We start from the raw sequence: 21,822 nt of genomic DNA, 5'->3' as shown, positions 1-21,822 counted from the left end.
CCATGCTACGCAATATTGACCCCATCCTGTCACCGGATCTGCTTCACGCACTCGCGGCCATGGGTCATGGCGACGAAATCGTGATTGCTGACGCCAACTATCCCGCAGAAAGCGCGCCGCCAATCTGCATTCGCGCCGATGGCTCGGACGCCAGCGCCATTCTAAGGGCAGTTCTCAGTATAATGCCGCTCGACAGCTTCGTTGATGACCCGGCGACCACAATGCAGGTTGTCGGTGATCCCGATGCAGTGCCGGACGCCGTCAAAGACTTTCAAAAGGTCATAGATGAAACTGCCGATAACCCGGCGCAGATCGTCAGCCTTGAACGCTTCCATTTTTATGATCGCGCCGCAACCGCCTTTGCTGTCGTCCAGACAGGCGAGCGTCGCCTTTACGGGAACATCATCTTGAAGAAAGGCGTGATCGAGTGACCCGGATCGACGCGCACCAGCATTTCTGGGCGCTCGAACGCGGCGACTATGGCTGGCTCACCCCCGAACTGAAGACAATCTATCGCGACTTTCTACCCAATGACCTTGCGCCTTTACTGGCGAACCACGGCATCAATGGCACCGTGTTGGTCCAGGCTGCCCCCACGGTTGCCGAAACCTGTTTTATGTTGTCCTTGGCCGATGAAACGCCTTTCATCAAAGGCGTTGTAGGCTGGGTCGATTTCGAAGACCCAGCTGCTCCCGAAACTATCGCCGATCTGGCCGCTGACGATGCCCTCGTCGGCTTGCGTCCCATGATCCAGGACATCGAAGATGTCGACTGGATGCTGCGCGACGATCTCGCCCCGGTCTTCCAGGCGCTCATCAATAACGACCTGACCTTCGACGCCCTCACCCTGCCCCCGCATCTTCCAAACCTCAAAACACTTCTCAGCCGTCACCCCGATATGCGAGTCGTCATCGACCACGCCTCCAAACCCTTCATTCGCGATCAGATCACTGAAGGCTGGGCCCAGGATATGACCGATCTGGCAGGGTCTACCTCTGCCTACTGCAAGGTTTCCGGCATGGTGACCGAAGCAGCCGAAAACTGGACCACCGAAGATCTGAAGCCATATGTCGACCACCTGCTAACTTGCTTCGGCCCCGACCGCCTGATCTGGGGCAGCGACTGGCCCGTTTGCACTTTGGCTGCAACTTATGATCAATGGGCCAAATCCACCACTTCCCTGCTGGAAGGGCTTTCGCCTGACGAAATTGCCGCCATAATGGGTGGAAACGCACGCGCTGCGTACAAGCTGCCCAACGACTAAAGGCCCACGAATACATGTCAGACCAGAAGATCATCGCCATCGGCGGGGAAAACCTTATTGACCGCGTTCAAACAGGCGCGCAAGACGGCCAAACAACTTTCGCCAACAACCCCGGCGGCTCACCGTTCAACGTCGCCATGGCCGTCGCCCGTCAAGACGGTGTCGCGCATTACCTGACACCAATCTCCACCGATGACATGGGCGACCTTTTGGCCGAACGGTTGATAAATTCAGGCGTTCATATCGCCGCCCCTCGCCGCGACGAACCGACGTCGCTGGCCATCGTCACTTTGAACAATGGTATACCGGATTACGAGTTTCGCCGTACCGGCACAGCTGAACGCTGCGTGACCGAAGCCAGCATCGCCGCCGCGCAACCGCCGGGCACCGCCGTCTTCCACATCGGCTCGCTCGCCTTGATCGAAGGGGATGACGCCCGCGCCTGGGAAGCCGCCGCCAATACAGCCAGCGCAAATGGCCAAATGGTGTCACTCGACCCGAATGTGCGAACCTCGCTCATCCATGATCACGAAAACTATCGCGCCCGTCTGATGCGCCTCTTCCACACCGCCGATCTGGTCAAACTCAGCGATGAAGACCTTGAATACTTCTACCCCGACACACCCCTGCAATCCGCATGGGAAAGCCTGTGCAACACCTCGCCCGCTGCCCTTATCGTCCTGACAAAAGGCCCCGACGGCGCACAAGCCTATAACGGCGACCATCACGTCAGTATCGCTGCCCCCAAGGTTCCCGATCTGAAGGACACCATCGGCGCGGGCGACACATTCATGGGCACGCTTCTTGCCACACTGACCGCTTCTGACACTCTGACTAAAGACAAACTCAAGGGTCTCGATGACGCAATGCTCAAAACCCTCCTGACCCGCGCGGCCCAAGCCGCTGCGCTTAATTGCGCACAAGAGGGCTGTAACCCGCCAACACTCACTGAACTCGATGCGGCGCTGGTCTAGGATCGCAAAGTGAAACTCTACCTCGATACCGCCAGCGTGGCAGATTGGCAGAGCCTGATGCCAACAGGCATATTCCACGGCATCACCACTAACCCGCTGCTAGCTGCGCGCGCCGGCCTCTCCTACCGCACCATCGATTGGAGAACCATGGCGCGCAAAGCCGCTGACCTCGGCGCAAAAGAACTGCACGCGCAAGTCCACGGCGACCCTGATGGCTATGCCGATTGGGCGGCGACGCTTTATGACATCGGCAAGGAAACTGGCATTCAAACCGTTGTTAAGATCCCGCTCGTCGAACCAGCCATCCGCGCAACACCAGACATCAAAGCCCTGGGCGGTCCCATTCTGATGACAGCCTGTTATGACGCTAAACAGATGTTCATTGCCCAAGCCTTAGACGCCGACTTCATCGCGCCGTACTACGGCCGCATGATCGAAGCTGGTATTGATGCCAAATCCCACCTAAGTGCCATGAAAGCCATTCAGCCAGACCACGGCGACAAATGCGAAATCCTCGTCGCATCTCTACGCGGCACCAGCCAGATGGTCGAACTTGCCCAGCTAGGAATGGACGTCTTCACCATCGCACCTGACATCGCCCACGACCTTCTCAGAGAGGACAACAGCGAAATAGCATTCAAAGCCTTCGAACTGGCCGCTGGCTCCTAGACCGCCCATCCCTGGGCATTAACGCCGCAGATCATACCTCAGTTTCAAATACGCCGCATCCGGAACCCGCAATCTGCCACGATAGTTGCGCAGATCGGGATCATGTAACGCGCGACCTGCAGGCGTATCCGGCAAATTAACGCCCTGAATGGTCCGGCTTGCCAGAAAGTCGCTGCGCACCTGCGCCGCGCTTGCACCCCGTCCAGCCGCTTGCAGATAATCCGCCAACATTCGCCCAACGATCGGGGCAGCAACGCTGGTGCCGTTGATCGCCATGCCGGCTCCGCTCAAACTCGTGGCGCACATCAGCCCACCGAACACGCGCGACCGGTCCCCCGGTGCCACCAAATCCACATCCACCGTCGTCCCGGAACCAGCCCCCGAATAAAGCGATGGCATATGATAGTCCTTGGTCGGCAGGTGGTCTTCGGTATAGCGGCTCGCACCGACCCGAATGACGGCATTACCCGTTGCCATACCGCTCACGGTTCCATAGCGGTTCAACCCCGCGCCTTCGGGCATCCGCCCGATATGCTCGGCCAAATCGCCACGGTCTCTCACATCCGGTTCGTCGCGCCGCTCCAGATACGATTGACGACCCTGCCGGATATACCCCGGCGGTCGGTCATCCCGCTGCACCCAGGCCTCAATCGCCTCGCCCTCTGCCAGCGCAATTTTGGCTTCGACTTTCCAGATACCGGACGGCAAACGCGCACCCTGGGACTTTGCCGGGTATGATGGCCCCAAGGCCACCAGAATCCTTATTTTGTCGCCGCTTCCAGTTGCAGTCGAAGGATCAAGCGTATGCGTGTTGATCCGGTCCACACTGATACGCCCGGTGATGTCACTTGCACCACCTCCTGCGGCCCGAAGAACAAAGGCAACCGAGGTGTAGTCCAAATCATCAACCTGCTCGTCCAGAGCCAAAACTTGATGAATCTCGCTCACTGCCGTTGCATCCGGGGAAGTCACCCGTAGGTCAAATCCAGCGGCTGCTGCCGTCTTCGGCACCCAGAATTCCAGATAATTTGGTGATTCATCCTGCGGCTGCGCGACCCAATTCAGCGATAGTTCTGTCGGGCCAGTTCCGTCGGAAACAGCATGTGCATGACCATCCAGCAAAAACCGATTGCCCGCAGGAATGGGCACCAAAACCGGCCCCACATCCGCCGTCGCCAAATCACCAGCCGCCACAATCTGATCAATCATCCTCTCAATCAAATGCTGGCCATTATGTGGCCCCCCCGCGATGCCGTAGCTGAAGTTGATAATCAGCGGGATCTTCTCGCCGGGCGCAGTTCGAAGTTCCTTTGCCATGGCCGTTGCACGGTCAAAAATGTAACGAAGCCCTGCAACCGCAAACAGGCTGTAGTAGGCCCCCGAAGATTCCACCGTCGTCAGTTGCGGCAATTGAACGGAAATCAAACGCCGATTCACACCATCAGCATCGGCCGGATCCGCTCCTCCGATCTTGTCCAAAACCGCAGTCCCGTGGCTGAACCGTTTTGACAGTGGCACCGGCGGCGACTTCTCAAAATCCCCATAGCCTAGAGCGCGCAGCGCCTCTTTTTCGTTCCCTCCAGCCAGCGCGGCGGCAATATCTTGGCGAGCAATCTCTTTGCCGAACATTACGTTCGACTGGCCCTGTTGTTTCGCCGCACCATCCTGAACCCAGACAAAGTCCACTCGGGGATTGCCATGGGCATCGCGAAACCGCTCATGCGCGATGTTTGCATAATCATCAATCACCGCGATGATGACTGCCTTGCTCCCGTCCACACCATCCGGCGCGTCATAATTCGCAACATTGTTCGGGCGCGGTACCATCGGCAATGCATCGGCCAAAAGCGGTGCCAGATGGGCATAAGCCGGTGCCACTTCGTTTGCGTTACCCCCGCCCCCGCCCGCAACGTCAAATAAGTCGTCCGGGTCGGCAGCATCAGCATCGTAGTCCACCAATTCCACGCCATAGCGACGATCACCATGATCCCATTTCAATGCCTTCGCCGAAAACGGCAGATTACCCGGCCCCTCATCAAAGGTGCGCAATCGCAGGCACAAATGCTTGCCATTCGCTTGCGGCTGCCAGGCTTGCCCATCAGGATTTAAGTTCCGTGATAGCCTCAGGAACTCGGTGTAAGGATCAACAATCGTGCCCTCATAATTGGCATTCCGTGCGACCCATTCATATGTCGGCATCGCCCTAGCTCCATTCCGCCTTCGCCAGCGACCATAGCTTCGACAGATATGGTGTCGCGCTTACAGCAACCGGATTGCCCAGATTTACGTGGAACCCGCCGCCCGGTGCAAAGCTCTTGCGCGCACCACCGTCAAAGTAGTCCGACAAAAAGAAATCCTGCGCCCCAACACCCACACCATTGAAGTCGACCGACTTCGGCTGAAATGCCGCTCCATCAACCTCGAACCCCGACTGCGCCGCGTAATACTCGGCCACACACAGACCCAAGGCTGCACCTGCAATACTGTCCACCGGATAATGCAGCCCTGCCACCGTCCGATTGACCGCAATGCGTTCGGCCTGCCGCATCATCATCTCTTCGACTTCGGGCACCCCCTGCAACAGCCCCAGAACCCGCGCCAGAACGGCAGCCTGCGTCGCATGTCCTGACGGCAAGGCCCCATGCCCCGGCATCGGTAACATCGGCTGAACGTGGCGCGACAAGTGATCAGGCCGCTTACAGGCCATGGCAATCTTCACCCGCTGCACAATTGTGGTGGCAAAAGCATGCGCCTGCCCCATCACTTCCAGCGTGAACCGGTTCCGCTCGGGGTGCAGCCCCAAGATTACACCAAAGAAGTGATCGGGATAACCGACTTGCGTCAGTATCTCGGCCTGTCGATCCAAACGCAGATCACCGTAATGCCAAATCTTCTCCAACTGGGTCTCAAAATCCGCTTTCTCGGGGCGCGTGAAACTTGCCAACTCGGCGAACCCGGACTCAAGATTTCCGCCGTTGATGGCATCCTGCCGAGAGTAAAGCGTTGCCTTTCCGGTCCCAGAGTCCACTCGGAAATGCACTCCCGATGTCAGTTCACCCTGATAAACCATCGTGCGCACCCAAGGTGCCCATTCCAACATATCATCCGCGTTATCAATATCATAAGGGGTGTAATTCAACTTATCCCAGGTCGACATTGGCCCAAAAATAGCATCCCGCGCCGTTATTATTGCTGTCGACTGCGCGCCGGAAAATGTGCGCCCCGGACCACCACCAACGCCAGTTACTCCTGTGACTCCCGTAACTCCGGTAACACCCGTTACTCCAGTCACGCCGGTTACTCCTGTCACACCAGTTACTCCGGTCACCCCGGTCACACCCGTCGAAAGTCCTGTAAGCGACATGTATTCTCTCCCTGTTGAATTATTTATCTATTGTAGCGGCACTCCCGAAGCGTTCAGCGCCCGCGCCCAAGCCTGACCCGAGTCGTAATTTGCGGCAGCGTGATTAGAAAGGTATCGGGAAATCGTCAGATCCGGCTCGCGCTTCATCAACTCAGCCGCCGCATCACGGGCTTCATCGACCCGACCCAATTCATGCAACGCAACAATTTTCGCGCGCAAACTGGAAATGTGATTTCGGTTTAGTTGGATCGCCTTTTCAGACAACTCCAACGCAATCTCGTAATCCTTGTTGGCAAGGTGTGCCGTCGCCGACAAAGTCGCGAACAAATAGGCACTGGGATCAAGAGGCGACAAATGCTGTGCCCGATTGGTGCAGGCCACGGCACTTGCACCATCGGCTTCAAAGGCATGCATCTTACCCGTCATCAGCCAGGCCAACGGATTATTGGAGTCCACATCCAAAACTTCGTGAAAACGGCTTTTCGCGGCGTCGTAATTCTTCAGCAACTGATACTCGACCAGCCCGTCGATGGTCCGCGACAGCGTGCTTGTAACATCTGCTGAAACTGCATTCTCTGCATATTCCTTTGCCCGTCCCGCGTCGCCGGAAATATTGGTGCTCCATCCCTGCGAAATGAACAGAACATACCACTTAGCCAACCAGGCCAGCGGCTCGGCCGACCCGGGAAGCCGCTTCTGCAATTCCTCTAACTGCTCGCGTGACTTGGCAAAGCTGATCAATTCCTGCCGATGCATCAGCGAAATCGAAGACATCAAAAGGGTGTGCGACGCCGTATCACGCGTGCCGTACCCAACAGCAGCGCGAACAGAGACATCGAAAATCGTAAGGGTAAGGAAGCGAATGATTTCATCGGAATGATCCGGTTCGCCCCGCAGTATTGCCGACTTTGACGTTTCAAAGTTCTCCGTTCCCACTAACTTGCCGGTAGAAACCTCAAGGACATCAATGTTCGACAACAACATATCATCACGTTCGCGCAAATGCCCGGTCACCAGATAATCGACGTTATACTGGGCGCTCAGTTGGTGAAATTCAGTTTCCCGAAACGTGGGTTGCCGACAGGACAAATGGGAAATCACATCGATGCCAACCGCGCGCGACATTTTTCGCGAGATGTCAGCCGAAACCAAATCGCCCAAAGCAAACGCGCCCGAGCGAACCGATCCAACCAAAGGCATTATGGCAATGGTCGAACGCATCCGCGAATTTATCGGTGCAATTGCACCATCAAGCAGAGGATACTCTGGGTTATAACCGGTGATCAGATTGCGACGCTGTCGTTTGACCCAATTGGAAAAGCGGTCAGCCCCAGCAATATCCAGACCTTCCAGAAACTCGCCATCTTTTGGTTCGCCGATCAACTCTACACGATCAAGGTTAAGCGTAATGGTGTTGTTATTTGACTGAATAAGCGCATCGCCATTCGGCGACAGTGACTTTCGAAGCGCGGATAGCGCCTGACGCAGGCTCGAACGTCCATGTTCGGGGCCTGAACGCTCCCATAGCACTTCCTGAATCCAGCTACGGGTGCGACTTCCATCAGGAGCGGTTGCAAGCAAAGCCAACAACGCTGACGGCTTCGCTCCAAGCGTCACGGTTTGTGTATTGGCAATCAGAGTTGCAGAAAATGGGCCATACAGTCTTACGGCCAACTGGTCTTTAGTCTCGCTCAAGCCGAATTCCATCCCTCGTTATCAACCACAGCATATCGGCTAAAACATGCGTAACGAAGCATATTAACGTTTTTTTCACAGCCAATATTGAACAATCAGCTTTAGATCTTTCGTCAGTCTATTGATACCGGAGATGCATTTCAGGCGATGCCAAATTTTAGCAAGAGCGAAAACTCATTTAACGAGATACGTGATATCTGCGATTTCTGCACCCGATGGGAAGAACTCCGCGACACGGTCCAGCCGGACGCGGTTTCCGACAGCAACCTGTCTCCTGAGGCCGTAGAAGTTGTCCATTGGCTGCGAGAACTTGCAGACAAGACTTTTAAGATGCCAATCGTATAATTCGACTGCAGCATCTCAAGGACCGCACCGATCTCACATTCTGATGTGGTCGGAACGAAACGTTCTTTCCGGCACACTCGTTTGAGCTGCGGTATAATACGCTCCTCAAAACCTGCCCAATGGCCACGTCATCGCAAGCCACTCGCGCGCCCCGACGGACGCATTTTTGTTAATGACTTCTTACTGCCCAGTTCGCTGGCACCGACGTCATACCGACGTGATACAGACAGGGCATTTCCCCCATTTCCACCGCCAAAAAAATCCGCCATACACCCCGCACAATCAACCCATTAGGAGAGGATCAATGCACGACATCCGCGCTATCCGTGACAACCCAACAGCTTTCGACGCCGCCATGGCAAAGCGTGGGATCTCGGGCGCGTCGTCAGAGATTCTCGCCATAGATGAAGCCCGGCGTTCGAAGATCGCGACCGCGGAAAAAGCGCTTGCAGATCGCAATGCCGCGTCCAAACAAGTAGGGGCCGCCAAAGCCAGGGGCGATGAAGCCGAGTTCGAGCGACTGCGCGCCTTAGTGTCTGAAAAGAAATCGGAAATCTCTGATCTTGAAGAACAGGCAAAGGCCGAGGATGCGCGCCTGCGCGATCTTCTGATGTCGATACCGAACTTGCCCATGGACGATATTCCAGACGGCACAGACGAAAACGACAACGTTGAAATCAGCCGTTGGGGCACGCCCCGCACGTTCGATTTCAAACCCGTCGAACACTTTGATATTACAGGCGTCAAACCCGGAATGGATTTCGAAACCGCCGCCAAACTCTCTGGCAGCCGTTTCGTCCTACTGCGCGGCGCCATCGCCCGCCTGCACCGTGGATTGGCTCAATTCATGCTGGACATCCACACCCAGGACAACGGCCTCACCGAAACCATGACTCCCGTATTGGTACGTGACGACGCGATGTACGGAACCAACCAACTCCCTAAATTCGCTGAAGATTCTTATCAGACACGCGAAGGTATGTGGTTGATCCCAACATCTGAAGTTACCCTAACGAACACGGTTCGTGAGAGCATTCTGGATGCAGATCAACTGCCCATTCGCCTGACCGCGCACAGTCAGTGTTTCCGCTCCGAAGCCGGAAGCGCGGGCAAAGACACCTCTGGAATGTTGCGCCAGCACCAGTTCGAAAAGGTCGAAATGGTTTCGATCACTCATCCTGAGCAGTCAGAGCAGGAACACGCTCGCATGACCCGGCTGGCCGAGGACATACTTGAGCGTCTTGGTTTGCCTTATCGCACGATGGTTCTTTGCACCGGAGATATGGGTTTCGGTGCGCGCAGGACGCATGACTTGGAAGTATGGCTACCCGGTCAGAACACCTATCGCGAAATCAGCTCGGTCTCTACATGTGGAGCTTTTCAGGCGCGTCGCATGAACGCGCGCTACCGCGATGAAAACGGAAAACCGCAGTTTGTTCATACGCTTAACGGTTCAGGTTTGGCCGTTGGTCGCTGTCTGATTGCGGTGCTGGAGAACGGTCAAACCGAAGATGGCGGCGTATTCCTTCCGCAATCTCTTGGGCCTTGGATGGGTGGCAAAACACAAATAACACCCGACGGACAACTCGCTTAAGCATTAGTGCCACCGCCGGTCAAAGGCGTACCGGCGGTGACTTTTCGACGACCTAGCTCGCGGTCACAAGACCTGCGTCTTCGGCCGCCTCCAATTCAGCCGGATCGATTGTCCCGCTTGCATCGACGTCTATCTCAGAAAAAATGTCGATTGTAAGGTCAGGAAATACAGCCATCAATTCCTCCATAGAGTAGACGCCATCGCCGTTGCTGTCGGGCACAACAGTTTGCGCCATCGCGAAACCGCAGAGCCCCATAAGGGCAAGGGCTAAAGTGCTGATTTTCATCTTAATTCTCCGTTGTAAGGCGCGGGCCCGCTGTGAGTGGATGAAGCTTCACCACCCACATCGCTCTTGCGTAATCTCGTTTCAATGAGTTGCTAACAATCCGGTAAAATGCGCTCATCGTTGCTCAAAAATCAGCGACTCAAGCGCATAAATCCGCCCGACAACCCCCTCGAATAGGACCCGGCTAAACTTAGCGCACCTTAAATGGAATTTCCGGCAATCCCTCGCCGCATCTACTCGTCGAACGACGGTTTACCCAGATGCTTTCGCAAACGTGACGGAGTGGACTTTTTCTTGTTCCTATATGGGTTCTGATCCGCCTGAGATCTGAATGTCAGCCGAATTGGCGTGCCGGGCATATCAAAATCTGCGCGCAACCCATTGATAAGATATATTTTATAGGCGTCGGACATCTTATCCGGATTTGAGCACATAAATACAAAACCCGGTGGCCGGGTACGCGCTTGAGTGCCATATCGAAGCTTGATGCGGCGTCCACTTGGGGCAGGAGGTGGATGCGCCTCAACCATTCCCGCCAACCAACGGTTCAGATGAGACGTAGGCACGCGCCTGTTCCAAACCTCATAGGCTTGTTCAACCGCTTTTCGCAGTCGATCCATGCCGACTCCAGTACGCGCTGAAACTGTTACCAGCGGCGCACCGCGTAACTGAGGCAAAAGCCGTTCAAATGCCTCGCGCAAATCACGCAGTTTTTCCTGTTTCTTATCTTCGGCGTCCCACTTATTAACCGCGACAACGACGGCACGACCTTCACGTTCCGCGAGATCAGCAATCCGCAGATCCTGGCTTTCGAATGGAATGGCGGCATCCAGTAGCACGACCACAACCTCAGCAAACTTCACAGCCCTAAGCCCATCGGCAACTGATAACTTTTCCAGCTTTTTCTGCACCCGCGCTTTTTTTCGCATCCCGGCGGTATCAAATATACGAACCGGCATACCGTCCCAGTCCAATGGAAGCGATATCGCATCCCTTGTGATTCCGGCCTCGGGTCCCGTCAACAGTCGATCTTCACCTAGCAAACGATTGATAAGTGCCGATTTTCCAGCATTCGGGCGTCCTACGACCGCGACCTGCATTGGGCGCTCAGGAGTTGGAGCGCGATAGGCAAGCGCGGGATTTTCGTCGCTCTCATCGCCGTCATGCAAAGCCACATTTGTTTCCGGCGACAAGTCTTCTGTTTCAGCCAGTTTTTCATCTGCCGCAGAAATCAGCGGACGCAATATCTCCATAAGTTCGCCCATGCCCTCGGCATGTTCAGCAGACATCTTGATCGGATCACCCAGACCCAATGAATAGGCTTCGATCATTCCGGATTCTCCGGCGCGCCCTTCGGCCTTGTTGGCCGCCAGAATTACGTGCGCAGATCGCTTGCGCAGAATATCGGCAAACACCTCATCGGCGGGCAGAACCCCTGCCCGTGCATCAATCATGAACAAACACGCATCGGCCATATCGACGGCGCGTTCCGTAAGTTTTCGCATTCGACCCGGAAGACTTTCGTCTGTGGCTTCTTCCAGTCCGGCGGTGTCAATCACAGTGAATCGCAGATCACCCAAGCGTGCCGCACCCTCTCTCAAGTCGCGCGTCACTCCTGGTTGGTCGTCTACCAAAGCAAGCCGTTTGCCAACCAAACGGTTGAACAAAGTGGATTTTCCAACATTGGGTCGCCCTACTAGGGCCAGCGTAAAGGACATGAGACTCAGTTTTCGATCAGATCAAGGCGCGCTCTTACACGCTCTTTTGCCTAGCGGAAAGCGTGAAGCTCACCTTTATCAGTGAGAAGATAAAGGACCCCACCAGCAACAACCGGGTTACTTGCGGCATCACCGGGCAATTCGATTTGTTCAATCAATGAACCTGAAGCAGGATCGAATGCCCGCATAAAGCCGTCGTCGGAAACAACCAACAAACGCCCGCCAGCAATAATCGGACCAAAATGCGCGAAAGTTCCTTTGCGCCGACTTATCCGATTTTTCGTAAAGAATGGCAGGTCCTGCGCCCAAATTATATCGCCTGTCTCTGCATCCAGACGCAAAAGCTGCGCCTCATCTGAAACAAAGAAGACGCTGCCGCCGGTCACCCAGAGTGGACCAATGGCTCCTTCTTCGGCGACCCATGCAATCTGCCCTGTCGCCCCTTCAAAGGCGGCAACGCGGCCTGAGTGGTTCCCGGCATAAACGCGTCGTCCGTCGGCAACTGGATCGCCCGCCAAATCGCTAATCCTGGAAAACGCCCGCCCCAGACGACGACCAGGAACGCTGGCCACCCAGGCTGTCGCGCCGGTGTTTGCAATTACTGCCATGATCTGGCCTGACGAAAACGGCATCATGACCAGTGGCCCATCAACGGCCGGCGCCGCGCCGCCAGTCAGACTGCTGATAGCGGGAACGCCCAGCTTTTGCCAAAGGATACGTCCATTTTCAGCATCCAGCGCCCAGGCCAGATTGTCTCGTGCGACCACATACACGCGCCCGTCTGCGACCGTCGGCGCACCTGTTGCTGCCGCATCCAGCTTCTGAACCCAACGCGTTTCCCCGGTAGCCGCTTCCATTGCGGTCAACATTCCAAATCCGCTAGTCACAAAAAGCGTGTCGCCCGAAACTGCCAATCCGCCACCGGAGGCATCATCAGCACGATCAGAAGACGGTGTTAGATCACGACTCCACAATGTGCGCCCATTCTCGGCGATATGAGCCATCACAGTCGCGCGACTATCCAGCGTGTAGATACGTCCGCCAGAAACGACAGGATCGGCCGTCAAACGATGCTTGCGGCCATTGCCCTCGCCGATGGTCGTCGTCCACTGCCGCGTCAAACGGCGATCTAAGACTGGGTGAGCTATTTTATGCGAGGGCGTTGCCATGGAGTGGGTCCAATTGGCATTCGCAACCGGCGCACCCAATGATATCGGAACTGGAACCGCCGCACGAGATAGAGCTGCCGACTCTTCACCGCGAATGTCCTGACGTTCGCCCTCAAGCAATATTTCCTGATCGCCGCAAGCCGCCAAACCAAAAGCAACCGAGCAAATCGCTGCTACTGACTTGAAAAGTGATGCCACCCGTCTGCCCTTTACTCAAACTAACCGCTCTCAACTTTCGGTCAGCGATCCCCCTAAGGCCACAATCAACTGCGATGCCCGGCGGCGCAAGTCCTGGGTCGTCGAAGCGTCCGCAAGAATATCGCGCAACCGCGCCGTCGCAGCATCGTTTTGACCTAGTTCTATTTCGGCTAAGGCAATTTGCTCTTCGGCAAGAAGTCTGAAGGCTCCTCCGCCAAGAACCAATGAATTCATGCGTGCTATACGATCTTCTGCAGAAATGGCCTGTCCGCCAAGCAATACAGCCTTCAAGCTGGCCAGATCCCTAAATGCTTGCGGCGCTGACACATCCGCCGCCAGTGTCTCAAGCGCGGTAATAGCCTCGTCAACATCTCCAGAGTCTTCAGCAAAAGTCGCGCTGATCAATGCCGCAACAGCTGCCCGTCCGGCGTTGCCGCCAATTTCAATTGCTGCAAGCGCATCTGCGCGCTCTGAACTGTCAGTAGAAACTGCAGCGAGAATAGCGTCACCGACAGCTTCTGCCTCTGCTTGTGCAGACGCTTTTCGCCATTCGTTAAACGCCGTACCGCCAACCGCCAAAACAATGGCAACAGCTCCAATCCAGCCGTAGCGTTTGAAAAGACGAAACAATCTGTCTTTTCGGACCTCTTCGGTCACTTCATCAATGAATGAGTCCTGGTTGGACACTTCGAGCCCCTTTACAGTTGAAAGCGCGATTTCGCGTCGTCTTATCCCGACCCGGAATGGAATGCAAAGGCAGTAAAATGTCTCTGCCACTTGCAATCTTGCTCAAAAAGGCAGAAATGACTAATCTGAACCGAACGGTTTAGCGAAATTAACAGTATTGTCGCGCCTTTGGCGTGCCAGAACCGTAATTAAATACAGATTGTAAGAGGCATCACATGCGCGTGTTTCCGATCATTACGGCAATTGTCGTCGTGGCAGTCCTTTATGGGCTGATTTTCGAAAGAGACCGATTGGTTTCGTTTTCCGGCGCAACTCCAGAAGCCTCCGAACCAGATGTCGTGACTGACGAGCCAGGCTCTCAGACAAACGCAGGTGTATCCGTTGTTGCAATGCGCTCTGAGGCCACCAGTGTTGACGGCGCAGTCGTGCTGCGTGGGCGAACAGAAGCCACACGGCAGGTAGATATACGCGCTGAAACTTCGGGACGTATTGTATCAGATCCACTGCGCAAAGGGGCGTTTGTGAATAACGGCGATCTTGTTTGCCAGCTTGATCCCGGCACCCGTGAGATTGCACTGTCTGACTCTCAGGCGCGTCAACGCGAGGCGATGGCCCGCGTTCCCGAAGCCATGGCACGCCTCGCAGAAGCCCAAGCGCGCCTTGTCGAAGCTGAGATCAACGACAATGCCTCATCACGACTGTCCGAAGGTGGTTTTGCGTCTGAAACGCGCGTGGCGCAGACGACAGCAGCCGTTGAGGCCGCACGCGCGGGGGTGCAATCCGCAAAGTCGGGTGTTCAGGCTGCCGAAGCGGGAGTTCAATCGGCAGAAGCGGGTGTCGCAGCCGCACAGAATGAACTGACCAAACTCGACATTGCGGCCCCTTTCGAAGGCCTTCTTGAAACCGACAGCGCCGAACTTGGCGCACTGCTGCAACCCGGTTCGCTTTGCGCGACGATCATTCAACTTGATCCGATCAACCTTGTTGGTTTTGTTCCCGAAACGATGGTCGACCGTGTTCAGGTCGGCGCGATTGCTGGTGCGCGCCTTGCTTCCGGGCGTGAAATTGTTGGCAAGGTAACATTCCTTAGTCGATCAGCCGATCCGTCAACTCGCACTTTCCGCGTCGATGTGCGAGTGCCAAACCCAGATCTTTCCATTCGCGATGGCCAAACTGCCGAAATTCTTATTCAGGCAGACGGCAACGTGGCGCACTTGTTGCCCCAATCGTCACTCACCCTAAACGATGACGGCGATCTAGGTGTTCGCGTCGTGCTGGACGGAAAAGCCAGCTTTCAACCGGTTTCGGTCCTGCGCGATACTATCGACGGTATTTGGGTTGGTGGTCTCAGCGAAGTCGCCGACGTTATCGTTGTCGGGCAAGAATACGTGACGGACGGTGTTGCGGTAGCCGCGACCTTTGAGACGGAGATCACTCAATGACCGGCATCGTCGACTGGGCCGCCGGGCGTGCCCGGATGGTGGTGGCATTTATCCTGCTCTCGCTTATGGCGGGAGCATTGGCCTATGCATCACTTCCGAAGGAAGGTGAGCCAGATATCGAAATTCCGGCATTGTTTGTTTCTGTGCCCTTCCCTGGGATCTCGGCGGAAGACAGCGAGAAACTTCTGGTCAAACCCATGGAAACCGAGCTTTCCGATCTCGACGGTCTGAAATCCATCCAAGGCACTGCCGCCGAAAGCTATGCCGGCATTGCGCTAGAGTTCGAGTTCGGCTGGGACAAAACCAAGATTATGGCCGATGTTCGCGACTCGATGAATTCGGCGCAAGCGCAGTTCCCGCAAGGCGCAGAGCAGTATTCCATTAATGAAATCAACTTCTCTGAATTTCCGATCATCATCGTCAACCTGACCGGCGCCCTGCCCGAACGTACCTTATTGCGCGTCGCCAAAGATCTTCAGGACCGACTAGAAGGCCTGGAACCCGTGCTAGAGGCCGCACTGACAGGCCACCGTGACGAGATGTTGGAAGTCGTCATCGATCCACTGCGACTGGAAGCCTACAACGTCACCGCAGGCGAATTGATCAGTGTCGTGGTCAACAACAACCAGTTGATTGCTGCCGGCGAGATCGAAAGCGACAGTGGTGCCTTTGCCGTCAAAATTCCATCGTCGTTTGACGAACAGCAGGACATCTACAATCTGCCCGTGAAGGTTGCCGGCGACCGCGTGATCACTCTTGGAGATCTCGCTGAAATCCGACTGACCTTCGAAGACCGCGCCGGAACGGCGCGTTTTAACGGCGAGAACACCGTCGCGCTGCAAGTAGTGAAGCGCAAAGGTTTTAACATTCTCGACCTTGCCGAAGTGGTGAAGGCAGAAATTGCCGCCGAACAAGCGACCTGGCCGACCGAGTTGCGCGAGGCGATAACCGTTGGCACATCCAACGACCAATCGCGCATCATCCAATCCATGGTTAGCCAGCTTGAAGGCTCGGTTCTGACCGCGATCGCGTTGGTTATGATCGTTGTCCTTGCAGCACTCGGATCGCGGTCAGCGCTGTTGGTTGGATTTGCTATCCCGACGTCCTTCTTATTGTGTTTTGCCTTCCTGGCTTTGATGGAAGTCCCGATATCGAACATAGTTATGTTCGGCCTGATCCTGGCCGTTGGAATGCTTGTTGATGGGGCGATTGTGGTTGTCGAATACGCTGACAGGCGCATCCGTGAAGGCTCGGGGCCCATGGCGGCCTATACTGAAGCCGCAAAGCGCATGTTCTGGCCCATCGTCTCATCCACGGCGACAACACTTTGCGCGTTCCTGCCGATGCTGTTTTGGCCGGGTGTGCCTGGCCAGTTCATGGGAATGTTGCCCGTTACCCTGATTTTCGTTCTGTCGGCATCGCTGGTCGTCGCACTGATTTATTTACCTGTGATGGGTGGTGTTGCTGGCCGCATGAGCCGCCTTTTCGAACGATCTTCAAACGCGCTTGCCCGGTCCACGCCGTGGTTCCTGCGCGCGCTTTTGGTCCCACCATCGATGTATTTGATGTTTCTGGCCGCGATGCAGGTCTTAAACCCCGAATACTTGCTGGGCGAAGGTACTGGTGGTGGTGGCAGCATCTTTGGCGCAATTCTGTTCATTGCCGGAGCCATGCTGACCTCGATCACGCTTGGTGCCGCAAAGGTTGAGCGTCAGGAAACCAAAATTCGCTCGGGCCACCGCCGGACCAAGTTCGGAATGTTCATCAAGTTCATTGCTGGTAACCCGATTATGCCAGTGGTCACCATCGCAGCAGTTGGTTTCTTCGTGGTGTCGGTGTTCGGCTACTTCGGCCAGAACAACAACGGCGTTGAATTCTTCGTGGAAAGCGAACCCGAGCAGGCCATTGTCTATGTCCGTGCGCGCGGCAATCTTGGTTTGACCGAAAAGGATGAGCTGGTCAGTCAGGTCGAACAGGTCATTTTGGCAACTGAAGGCGTCGAAAGCACGTTTGCATTTGCTGGGGCTGGTGGATTGAACCAGAACACCGGCGGGGCCGCGGGGCCGAATGACACCATTGGTCAGGTCCAGATTGAACTTATCCCGTGGGAGCGTCGCGGTGCTTATGCCGCCACCCATGATCTTACAGTCGAAGAGTTGGACGGCGATTTGATCCTGGAGCAGATGCAGGACGAGCTGGACCGCATTCCCGGCATCAAGGTCGAGATTTTGAACCTCGCGCGCGGACCAGCCAGTGGCAAACCGGTGCACCTGCGCCTTAAGGGCGACAACTGGGAAGAGCTTCTAGGTGCTGTGCGGCTCGTGCGGGCCAAGTATGAAGGCACTGAGGGGCTCATCGACATCGAAGACAATCTGCCCCTGCCTGGCATTGATTGGCAGATCAACGTGGATGTTGAAAAGGCTGGTCGCTATGGCGCAGACGTCGCCACTGTGGGCGGCATGGTCCAGCTGGTCACGCGCGGTATTCTACTGGACACCATGCGGGTCGATTCCTCGGATGAAGAGATCGAAATCCGCGTGCGGTTGCCAGAGCAGGACCGGGTATTGTCGACACTGGACACTCTGAAAGTACGCACCCGAGATGGGTTAATCCCGCTGTCAAACTTCATCACTCGGGAACCCGTTGCCCAACTTGCGCAGATCAATCGCATCGGCCAGAAACGGTTCTTTGATGTGAAAGCCGATGTCGCGCCCGGACTAGAGACCGAAGACGGGCTGCCGATGACACCGAATGACCGCATCGAGTTTCTGACCGAGTGGCTGCAGAACGAACAACCATTGCCGCCGGGAGTCGACTGGGAATGGACCGGTGATCAGGAAGATCAGGCCGAAAGCCAGGCGTTCCTGCAGGTCGGATTTTCGGCCGCTTTGGGTCTGATGTTCATCATTCTGCTGGCGCAATTCAACTCGTTTTATAACGCCGTTCTGGTGCTTCTGGCTGTGGTACTGTCCACCACCGGCGTTTTGATCGGCATGTTGGTTATGGATCAGCCGTTCTCAATTATCATGACCGGAACGGGGATTGTGGCGCTTGCGGGAATTGTGGTGAACAACAACATTGTCTTAATCGACACCTATCAAGAATATTCGCAATATATGCCGCGGATCGAAGCCATTGTGCGGACTGCCGAGGCGCGTATTCGCCCGGTTCTGCTGACCACAATCACCACAATGGCCGGTTTGGCCCCCATGATGTTTGGTCTATCTCTGGATTTCATAGGCGGTGGGTTCTCGGTTGATAGCCCAACCGCACTTTGGTGGAAGCAATTGGCAACAGCTGTGGTCTTCGGCCTTGGACTGGCCACGATGTTAACGCTGGTCTTCACGCCCTCGATGCTGGCGCTGCGGGTCTGGATCACCACCGGTGCTTACAGGAGCTTTACGACACTTCGCGCCTTGAGCCACGGTTCGGGTTCAAAAACCGCGCGGGATCTGGCGTTGAACAAAGCCGCCAAGAAAGTAAAGAATCCGGAAATTATCTGGGACGTGTCCAGCGATTCATCATTACCAAGCAAACCCGGCGAGCCCGAATTGCGGGCCGCAGAATAATCATTAGTCTCCTAAATTCCGGTGGACAATACACGATAAAGTTGTCCAAACTTATCTTTACTGATACATTTTTTTCGCATTTTTGGTTAAGAATTGATGTCAAGATTTTCCGAACTACGGAAGTATTTCCAGAAGGCAATCCTTAACGGCTCCGTTCGGAGTTATTTGATCGCTTTTTTAATGATTGATTTTCTTCTTGTAGCAACCTACGGGCTATTGGGATTGCTGGCCGTGCAATCTGGTGCCCAAGTCGCGGCGTCGTTTGACTTGGGTCACTCCAAAAGTTTCGCAAGCACATGGAATTATGCAAAGCTATTTTTTGCAGTATGTTTTGTATTGGTCGCGGCAATGAAAACAAAGGATCGGGGCGTAGCAATATTCTTATTGCTACCTTTGACATTACTAATCGATGACTTCTTCGAAACTAATCGATGACTTCTTCGAAATTCACGACGCTCTGGCACGCCAGATAGGCCATCTGATCACCACCGGGCCGCTTTCCAAATTGCATATCCAAAGCCGTGGCGAACCTTTTGTCTTTTTGGTGTTCGGGGTCATGCTACTATCTTTCATGATTGCCGCACTTCGGAAAACCAATCAGGAATTCGAACTCGACTTAAAGTTGCTTTGCATCTCTCTTCTCGGCTTCGCATTTTTTGGTGCAGGTGTGGACGTTGCCCACGGCGCTTTGGACTTTTTCATGAGCGGCCCTCGAGACGTTCTTGAAGGTCTTTTCAACATTTTGGAAGAAGGCGGGGAGTTGGCGACGCTTTCGTTTTTTATGGCGATGTGTTTGGCTTTCTTCGGCCCCAACGAGATTGAACGGGATCGCTGAAGCATTCAAAGCATTGCGACTATTTCTTAAACCCAAATGTTGCGTAACGAATTTGTCGCTGATCCGACGCTAAATTCTTCAGAGCGAAGATGGAAACACCAAAAAATCCACATTTAATCGGCGATGAAGAATTACTCAGGCGGCCGCTTCGTCTTCCGAAGCCTGCATATGCCACAGCGACGAATAACGCCCATCCTGCTCCAGCAAATCATCGTGGGTGCCTTCTTCGACGATCACGCCTTTTTCAAGCACGACGATCCGGTCCGCGTGGGCAATCGTTGAAAGTCGATGCGCGATGGTGATGACTGTGCGCCCCTGCCCCATCGCCTGAAGCTCGGTTTGAATTTCAGCTTCGGTTTCAGTGTCGAGAGCAGAAGTTGCTTCATCCAAAAGGAGAATAGGCGGGTTCTTCAAGAGCGTTCGCGCGATACCAACGCGTTGTTTTTCACCGCCTGAAAGTTTCAACCCGCGTTCCCCCACGGTTGTTTCATAGCCATCAGGGAGGCTGGAAATGAAATCGTGAATTTTAGCGGCCTTAGCCGCTGCTTCGACTTCCGAGCGGCTGGCTTCTGGTCGACCATAGGCGATGTTGTAGTAGACGGTATCATTGAACAGCACTGTGTCCTGAGGAACCACGCCGATCTGGGCGTGCAAGCTATCCTGGGTAATGTCGCGAACGTCTTGATCGTCGATCACAAGTGCACCGTCACCAACATCATAGAATCGGAACAAGAGACGTCCGATGGTTGACTTGCCCGACCCCGAGGGCCCAACAATTGCAACGGTTTGGCCGGCTTCCACGTCAAGGGTCAAACCCATAAGGATCGGCCGCTCGGCCTCATAGCCAAAATGCACGTCTTGGAACTGAACCCGTCCCCCACTAACTTCTAATGTCCTCGCGCCGGGCTTGTCTTCAACCTCTTGCGGTTGCTCCAGCAGATCAAACATCTCGCCCATATCAACAAGGCTTTGGCGGATTTCACGGTAAACCGTGCCGAGAAAGTTCAGCGGCATGGTGATCTGAATCATATAGGCGTTAACCATGACGAAATCACCAACCGTCAAACGCCCCTCTGCGACCCCCATTGCTGCCATAACCATGACAATTACAAGACCTGCTGTAATCAACACCGATTGGCCGAAATTCAGAAAACCCAGTGAATAAGAGGTTTTCAGCGCAGCCTGCTCATAGCCTGCCATCGCCACATCATAACGTTCGGCTTCGCGAGACTCTGCCCCGAAATACTTCACAGTTTCAAAGTTCAAAAGGCTGTCGATAGCCTTTTGGTTTGCATCGGTATCCTGATCATTCATCTCTTTGCGGATCTTCACCCGCCATTCGGTCACTTTGAACGTGAAAACGATGTAGATGCCAATCGTCACTGCGATGACCGCGACGTAGCTGACATCAAATACCACGGCCAAAACGACCGCGATCATCAGCAATTCGATGTTCAATGGGCCGATCGAGAATAATAGGAATCTGAGAAGAAACTCGACACCCTTCACGCCACGCTCGATGATACGCGACAGGCCCCCGGTTTTCCGTGTGATGTGATAGCGCAGACTCAGGCGGTGGATATGCGTGAATGTCTCCAACGCAAGTTGCCGCAAAGCCCGTTGGCCCACCGCAGCAAAGATGACATCGCGCAATTGCTGAAACCCGACGGTCATTAGGCGTGCAACACCATAGGCGACTGTCAGGCCCACAGCCCCCATTCCAAGCATCCATGCCGCGTCGGTGGCATCACCTGCCAAAGCATCTACCGCAGCTTTGTAAAAGAATGGCGTCCCGACTGAGATCAGCTTTGAGATGAACAAAGCAATCATCGCAAGAACAACACGCTGCTTCACCCAAGGATGTGCATCCGGCCACAGATATGGCGCGACCTTGCGAATTGTACGCATACCGCTGCGCCGTTCATTTCCGGCGGAAAATGTGTCGCTCATGTCTGCCCCTCATACCGAGGACTTAACCTATGGTCACCGCACGAGAAGTTCCACCCAATCTGG

General features: G+C 55.0%; 16 protein-coding genes. 8 read left to right on the top strand and 8 right to left on the bottom strand.

Annotated elements, in window-relative coordinates; genetic code table 11:
* The first annotated feature begins 2 nt into the window (after positions 1–2).
* From GKR98_03885 to GKR98_03870, 4 genes are read left to right on the top strand one after another with little or no spacing between them, the layout of a single operon-like run.
* Positions 3–431: a ribose ABC transporter gene (locus tag GKR98_03885; protein QMU57418.1), complete on the top strand. Its 429-nt coding sequence runs from the start codon at positions 3–5 to the stop codon at positions 429–431.
* Positions 428–1,264 (top strand): amidohydrolase family protein, encoded by an 837-nt coding sequence (locus GKR98_03880; protein ID QMU57417.1) that lies wholly within the window; start codon positions 428–430, stop codon positions 1,262–1,264. The genes GKR98_03885 and GKR98_03880 overlap by 4 nt, the downstream gene beginning before the upstream one ends.
* Positions 1,265–1,278: 14 nt before the next feature.
* Positions 1,279–2,238, top strand: a complete 960-nt coding sequence (locus GKR98_03875) for a carbohydrate kinase (protein QMU57416.1) — start codon at positions 1,279–1,281, stop codon at positions 2,236–2,238.
* A gap of 9 nt (positions 2,239–2,247) precedes the next feature.
* Positions 2,248–2,907, top strand: a complete 660-nt coding sequence (locus GKR98_03870) for a hypothetical protein (GenBank protein QMU57415.1) — start codon at positions 2,248–2,250, stop codon at positions 2,905–2,907.
* 18 nt (positions 2,908–2,925) lie between these two features.
* Here the strand turns inward: GKR98_03870 and GKR98_03865 are convergent, their stop codons facing one another.
* From GKR98_03865 to GKR98_03855, 3 genes are read right to left on the bottom strand one after another with little or no spacing between them, the layout of a single operon-like run.
* Positions 2,926–5,106, bottom strand: coding sequence for a S8 family serine peptidase (locus tag GKR98_03865; GenBank protein QMU57414.1), 2,181 nt, complete (start codon positions 5,104–5,106; stop codon positions 2,926–2,928).
* 4 nt (positions 5,107–5,110) lie between these two features.
* Positions 5,111–6,271, bottom strand: coding sequence for a phosphatase PAP2 family protein (locus GKR98_03860; protein QMU57413.1), 1,161 nt, complete (start codon positions 6,269–6,271; stop codon positions 5,111–5,113).
* Between the two features lie 27 nt (positions 6,272–6,298).
* Positions 6,299–7,966, bottom strand: a complete 1,668-nt coding sequence (locus GKR98_03855; GenBank protein QMU57412.1) for a hypothetical protein — start codon at positions 7,964–7,966, stop codon at positions 6,299–6,301.
* Between the two features lie 649 nt (positions 7,967–8,615).
* On the opposite strand from GKR98_03855, the gene serS reads away from it, so the two are divergent.
* A complete protein-coding gene (serS, locus tag GKR98_03850) occupies positions 8,616–9,905 on the top strand; it encodes a serine--tRNA ligase (GenBank protein ID QMU57411.1) in 1,290 nt (429 codons plus the stop codon).
* A 52-nt stretch (positions 9,906–9,957) separates the two neighbouring features.
* Here serS and GKR98_03845 read toward each other — a convergent pair whose 3' ends face one another.
* The 4 genes from GKR98_03845 to GKR98_03830 form a co-directional block, all read right to left on the bottom strand.
* Positions 9,958–10,191 (bottom strand): EF-hand domain-containing protein, encoded by a 234-nt coding sequence (locus GKR98_03845; GenBank protein ID QMU57410.1) that lies wholly within the window; start codon positions 10,189–10,191, stop codon positions 9,958–9,960.
* 233 nt (positions 10,192–10,424) lie between these two features.
* Entirely contained in the window at positions 10,425–11,909 is a 1,485-nt protein-coding gene (locus tag GKR98_03840; GenBank protein QMU57409.1) for a ribosome biogenesis GTPase Der, read from the bottom strand.
* 50 nt (positions 11,910–11,959) lie between these two features.
* Positions 11,960–13,276, bottom strand: a complete 1,317-nt coding sequence (locus GKR98_03835) for a PQQ-binding-like beta-propeller repeat protein (GenBank protein QMU57408.1) — start codon at positions 13,274–13,276, stop codon at positions 11,960–11,962.
* Between the two features lie 30 nt (positions 13,277–13,306).
* Positions 13,307–13,963 (bottom strand): tetratricopeptide repeat protein, encoded by a 657-nt coding sequence (locus GKR98_03830; protein QMU57407.1) that lies wholly within the window; start codon positions 13,961–13,963, stop codon positions 13,307–13,309.
* 215 nt (positions 13,964–14,178) lie between these two features.
* On the opposite strand from GKR98_03830, the gene GKR98_03825 reads away from it, so the two are divergent.
* The 3 genes from GKR98_03825 to GKR98_03815 all read left to right on the top strand — a co-directional run bounded on the left by GKR98_03825 (position 14,179) and on the right by GKR98_03815 (position 19,809).
* Complete coding sequence (locus GKR98_03825; protein ID QMU57406.1) at positions 14,179–15,405, top strand: efflux RND transporter periplasmic adaptor subunit; 1,227 nt, start codon at positions 14,179–14,181, stop codon at positions 15,403–15,405.
* Positions 15,402–18,974: an AcrB/AcrD/AcrF family protein gene (locus tag GKR98_03820; GenBank protein ID QMU57405.1), complete on the top strand. Its 3,573-nt coding sequence runs from the start codon at positions 15,402–15,404 to the stop codon at positions 18,972–18,974. The genes GKR98_03825 and GKR98_03820 overlap by 4 nt, the downstream gene beginning before the upstream one ends.
* 409 nt (positions 18,975–19,383) lie before the next feature.
* Positions 19,384–19,809: a hypothetical protein gene (locus tag GKR98_03815; protein ID QMU57404.1), complete on the top strand. Its 426-nt coding sequence runs from the start codon at positions 19,384–19,386 to the stop codon at positions 19,807–19,809.
* A 135-nt stretch (positions 19,810–19,944) separates the two neighbouring features.
* Here GKR98_03815 and GKR98_03810 read toward each other — a convergent pair whose 3' ends face one another.
* A complete protein-coding gene (locus tag GKR98_03810) occupies positions 19,945–21,759 on the bottom strand; it encodes an ATP-binding cassette domain-containing protein (protein ID QMU57403.1) in 1,815 nt (604 codons plus the stop codon).
* Between the last annotated feature and the right edge of the window lie 63 nt (positions 21,760–21,822).

Source organism: Boseongicola sp. (genome assembly GCA_014075275.1).
Classification (GTDB): Bacteria; Pseudomonadota; Alphaproteobacteria; order Rhodobacterales; family Rhodobacteraceae.
This window is presented reverse-complemented; position numbering and strand designations above follow the sequence as displayed.